Source organism: Sporomusa sp. (genome assembly GCF_057736855.1).
The window spans coordinates 1-5,851 of record NZ_JBYKYF010000196.1 but is presented as its reverse complement, the minus strand read 5'-3'; the positions used below and the strand labels follow the sequence as shown (position 1 = coordinate 5,851).

At 44.1% G+C, this 5,851-nt stretch carries 3 protein-coding genes; all 3 read left to right on the top strand.

The window, feature by feature from the left end:
- The coding region (locus AC29Z1_RS12340) for a methyl-accepting chemotaxis protein (RefSeq protein WP_488271764.1) at window positions 1-1,232 on the top strand (1,232 nt) is incomplete at its 5' end.
- A gap of 244 nt (window positions 1,233-1,476) precedes the next feature.
- Complete coding sequence (locus AC29Z1_RS12335; protein ID WP_488271763.1) at window positions 1,477-2,865, top strand: sodium:solute symporter family protein; 1,389 nt, start codon at window positions 1,477-1,479, stop codon at window positions 2,863-2,865.
- An 88-nt stretch (window positions 2,866-2,953) separates the two neighbouring features.
- Window positions 2,954-5,851, top strand: a 2,898-nt coding sequence (locus AC29Z1_RS12330; RefSeq protein WP_488271762.1) for a PEP/pyruvate-binding domain-containing protein, incomplete at its 3' end; no start/stop codon positions are given.

Here is a 5,851-nt window from a genome sequence, read left to right as displayed (position 1 = left end):
CTCCTGTTGGTCAAACCGGCTGGTCTTTAATTATTAGTGTTTATGAAGCCGAAATGACGAAAGATATAACAGCAATGGCTCAGCAGATACTGGGAGTGTGTGTGGTTGGTCTACTGCTGCTAATTGTGATTATTTACTTGGTAGCCAATTCCATTGCCCGGCCAATTACCAGGATGGCGGCAACTGCCGAAAGTATTGCCAGCGGTGATTTGCGTATTGACAGTCAGGCGCTGACAGGACTGTCAAATGATGAAGTGGGCAATTTGGCTGCCAGCTTTAAAACTATGACCGAACATTTACAGCAGGTGATTAAACAAGTAGTCCAAGCAGCGGAACAAGTTGCAGCCTCCAGCGAACAGCTTACGGCTGGTGCGGAACAATCCGCTCAGGCTACGGTGCAGGTAGCAAACAGTATTAATGAGGTAGCACGTGGGGCCGAAAAACAATTAAAAGCCGTTAACGATGCCTCCGCTATTGTGTCGCAAATGTCGGCAGGTATCCAGCAGGTTGCCGCTAATGCGAATGAAGTAGCAAACGTAGCCGAGAAAACGACGAGTGCAGCGATACAGGGCAATAAGGCAGTAGATGCGGCCATTAGCCAGATGGTAAGTATCGATCAGACTGTCTCCAGTTCAGCACAGGTAGTTAGAAAGCTTGGTGAGCGTTCCAAAGAAATTGGCCAGATTGTTGATACCATTTCAGGAATTGCTGGACAGACGAACTTATTGGCCTTAAATGCGGCTATCGAGGCTGCGCGGGCTGGCGAACAGGGCAGAGGTTTTGCTGTCGTAGCGGAAGAAGTGCGCAAACTTGCCGAACTATCGCAGGAGGCGGCTAAACAGATTGCTAGCCTGATTACAGAGATTCAAACCGAGACCGATAGTGCCGTTACTGCGATGAATGAAGGCGCGCGGGAGGTTAAGGTCGGTTCCGAAGTGGTTAACACAGCTGGACAGGCATTTAAGGAAATCGTCATGTTGGTCGGTGCAGTTTCTGCGCAAATCAAGGAAATCTCGGAGGCCATTCAACAAATGGCTGTTGGCAGTCAACAAATCGTGTCCGCCGTTGAAGAAATTGATCATATCAGCAGAGACACTGCCGGACAGACCCAGACGGTTTCGGCTGCTACCGAAGAACAGACAGCTTCCATGGAAGAAATCGCAACCTCCAGTCAGGCACTGGCAAAAATGGCAGAAGATCTGCAGCAGGTTGTCAGCAAGTTTAAAGTATAATCGCATTGTACAAGATATAAGAAAAACATGGTCTTTGGCTTTCGTGTAAAGGCCATGTTTTTCTTTTGGCTGGTACTCGGTCCGAATTGGCGCTGTTCATGCGATATAAGTATGCAAAAATGATATAGATAGTGGTCAAAATAGATATTTAAAATATACATAAATTTTTGCTATAATTTTGTCAAAGCAAGTATGATTTGCAGTTTTCTGATACCTGCTGTTATCAATCATCGGGGGAATTTTCATGGAACTAAATTATGTACATGTAGTTAGTTTAGTTATTACAGTTATCATCGTAATTGGAAGTGGTATATTTTCTGCCCGAACCATAACATCGGCGGAAGGCTATAGCTTGGGCGGACGGTCATCCGGGGTAACGCTGATTGCAGGCAGCATTGCCGGCACGGTTATTGGCGGCGGTGCCACTGTCGGAACAGCCCAGATGGCATTTTCTCTGGGACTTTCCGCTTGGTGGTTTACATTGGGGTCAGGTGTGGGCTTTATTATCATGGGCCTGTTTTATGCCCGGCCGCTACGTAATACGGCTTTGGAAACCATTCCGCAGTATTTGGTCCTCAATTATGGGAAAGCAGCGGGGCCGGTAGCCAGTGTGATTTCGTCGATTGGAATTTTTTTAAGTGCTGTGGCGAGTTGTTTACCCGGTATCCAGATTATTGCAGCAATGTTTAAGATTACTCCCTGGCTGGCAGCGATCATCCTCATGACTCTTGTCGCTGCTTATGTTTTTTTTGGTGGCATGAAAGGTGCCAGCATATCCGGACTTATGAAAATGATTATTATCTGGGTTACCTTGTTTGTGGCAGGAGCAACTGCCATAGTTGCTTTGCTGGATATGCCAAACGTTACAACGGTGTTACCTGCATATCCCTGGTTCAGTCTTTTTGGCAAAGGGATTTCGGCAAGTTTGGGGAATCTGTTCTCTATGATTGTAGGTATTGTTTGCACCCAAACTTATATCCAAGCCATATTTTCAGCTTCTGACTCACGCACGGCGGCTGCGGGGGCGTTTGCCGCCGCATTAGTTATTATTCCGGTTGGCCTGCCGTCAATCGCGATTGCCATGTTTATGCATGCCGCCCATCCGGATGTCTTACCCATCTTGGTTCTGCCCAGCTATTTACTGCAATACCAGCCAGCTTGGCTGGGCGGAATTGGCGTAGCCGGCATATTGCTGTCACTTATTGGGTCAATTGCCGGACTGGCATTAGGGATTGGCACTATGATTTCTAAAGATATTTGCAATGAACTGCTAAAAATAAAAAACAGCACAACTATATTATGGATAAACCGTATTAGCGTACTGGTAGTTACCTTGCTGGCTGCTTCAATTGCCATGTTACATCTACATTCCCAGGTACTAACCTGGAATTATATGTCTATGGCTTTGCGGGGGGCCGGTGTATTCTTGCCGCTAACCTTGGCCATTTTTACTCCAGGAAGGTTAACAAGGGGCTGGGCAGTTGCTTCTATGATTTTGAGTACCCTGGCTGCTGTAGTTGGAGCAACCGTTCTTAATGTACCTATAGATCCTTTGTATATTGGTATTGCGGTAAGTGCTGTAATTATAGCGGCAGGACTGCTGCTGGAAAGAAAAAAACAACTGGCGAAATAACGTACACTTCTGTTTTTTGGGTTACTCTGCATGTAATTTAGGATATACTGATAGTGAGGGTAAGTTTTCAGGAATAGGAGTGTATGCTGTGAATCGATACAGTGATATGCAAGCTCGTTTTTCCGGTATTCATGATTTGATGAAATTCAGGGTTACCGAAATATTGTTGATTTCTACTGCATACGATGCCTATGTGCTTGAAGAAGATGGACGATTAACTGAGCAGATTTATCATCATTTTAATGACTTGAACATTCCGTTTATCCCCCGGATTCATTGGGTGGCTGATGGGGAGGATGCCTGGGAAGAATTGAAAATGAGAAATATCCATCTGATCATTACTATGTCCCGCATAAGTGATATAAGCTCATTTGAGGTCGAAAAAAGAATCCATAAGGCTTACCCCCATATTCCGATTGTTATGCTTACCTATGAGCGGCTGACTCCGGACATGATTGCCCGTATCCGGGAATGTTCTTGCATAGACAGGGTATTTCATTGGTCGGGAGATAATAAAGTTCTTGTAGCGATTATTAAGTATATTGAAGACAAGCTCAATGTAGAAGCAGACAGCAAGTTAGGCGTTCAGGCTATCCTTTTGGTGGATGACTCTCCAGTTTATTATTCGCAAATATTGCCTACTATTTATACAGAAATTTTGACTCAGACTCGGTATTTGGTATTGCATGCCATGAATGTAAAACATGGTTTGCTAAGGGTTCGTCTCAGGCCGAAGATTCTTCTCGCGGAAACCTATGAAGAAGCCATGGAAATTGTTAGCAAGTATCGCTATAATTTGCTAGGGATCATATCTGATGTAAGGTTTCCCAAGAATGGTGTACTGCACCCTCAGGCAGGAATTGAATTAAGTAACATTGTGCGGGAGATCATTCCTGATCTGCCATTTTTACTCCAGTCCGAAGAAGCAGAAAACACCGAAATCGCCAAAGCTTTGCAGCTTGATTTTATTAACAAAAACTCGCCCCAATTGCTGCATGATATACGCAGTTATATTTTGGAAAATTACGGTTTTGGTTCTTTTGTTTTTAAATATCCTGACGGCAGGGTGATTGCTGAAGCAACTGACATTACTAGCCTGGAAAGAATAATCCGGGATCTGCCGGATGAGAGCCTATGCTATCATGCAAAGAAAAATGATTTTTCACGCTGGTTCCGCGCTCGGGCCGAAATCGAGGTAGCGGATAAATTGAGGTTCGTAGATATAGAACATGTTGCCAGTGCTGCTGATATTCGGGCATATATTCTCAAAGTACTGAGTGATTATTTTAAAAAATACCAATCTGGTTTGGTTTTAGATTTTGAAGGACTCTCCAAAAAAGATATGGAAAATGCCTTTATAAAACTGGGGACAGGCTCTTTAGGGGGGAAAGCCAGAGGGATTGCTTTCATGAACGTCATGATTGGCAAAGCTCAATTAGCAGATAAGTACGAAGATATGAAAGTGAAGGTGCCGCGGTCATTTGTAATTGGCAGTGATGTTTTTGAACAATTTATTGAAGAAAATACATTGTATGCTTTTCTTGCTACATCCCCATCAGAAGCCGAGATTGCACAAAAATTTACAGAAAGCGCATTGCCGATGGCTACTAAAGAAAATCTGCGTGTTCTGACCCAATATATAACATGTCCTTTGGCGGTCCGTTCATCAAGCATTTTAGAGGACTCACGGGTATTGCCTTTTGCCGGTATCTACAATACTTATGTGGTTCCCAACTGTCATGAAAACCCGGAAATTCGGCTAAAGCAGCTTGAAGATGCAGTTAAGCTGGTGTATGCTTCTGTATTTTATAAAGCGCCGGTGCAATATGCTAAGAATGCGGATATCCGGATAGAAGAAGAAAAAATGGCTGTTCTTATCCAGGAATTGGTGGGAGAACGGTATGGTGACTACTATTATCCGGCCATTTCCGGTGTGGCTCAGTCTTATAACTTTTATCCATATGATCCGTTGAAACCAGAAGATGGAATTGTAAGTCTGGCACTGGGATTAGGAAAAGCCATTGTGGAAGGGGAGCAAGTATACCGCTTTTCCCCGGCTTATCCCAAGCTTAACCCGCTTGTTTCCAGTCCTAAGGAGTATCTGGAAAAATCGCAGCATTCCTTTTATGCGATAAACCTAAAGGATTCGGCTGACATTACATTGCGTGCGGATGAAGATTATATTTACAAAAAGCTGCTGATTTCTCAGGCGCATAAAGATCAGTCTCTGGGGTATATTGGCAGCACGTATTCTATTGAAAACGACTGCATATATGACAACATATATCAGCCAGGCCCCAAACTGGTAACATTTGCTCCGATTCTCAAGTATAATCGGCTGCCGCTGAGGCAAATTATTAAAGACTTGCTGGGGTTGGGAAAGCAGGCGTTTGGCAGCGAGGTGGAAATCGAGTTTGCTGTCAATATTCCAAAGGATAAAAGCAAACCTAAAGAGTTTTATTTCCTGCAAATCCGTCCGATGGTTGTTGGTAGAGAATCATTTGAGGTTAGTATGAATGAACAGCAGGAATTCTGGTGTTTCAGCCAGCGAACCATTGGCAATGGCAGCTATCAACATATCCACGATATTATTTTTGTTGATCCGGTGGCCTTTAATTTGCAGGACACTGTTCAAATTGCTAATGAAATTGGTGAGTTAAATCAGTTGCTAGTAAAGGAGGGGCGCCGCTGTATTCTTATTGGCTTTGGCAGAATGGGCACATCGGACCGCTGGTTAGGAATTCCTTTGTCCTGGGAACAGATGTCTCAGGCGATGATTATCGTGGAAGTTGATCTTAAAAACCTTCGCCCAGAACCTTCACTTGGCAGTCATTTTTTTCATAATTTGACGGCTACTGGTATGGGATATTTTCACATCCAGTATGATAATCAAGCTGCCGGCATGCTTGATTGGGAATGGCTGAACAGTCAGCCTGTCTTTAAACAAACCAAATCTGTCAAGCTGGTTAGGAGGGAGGAGCCATTT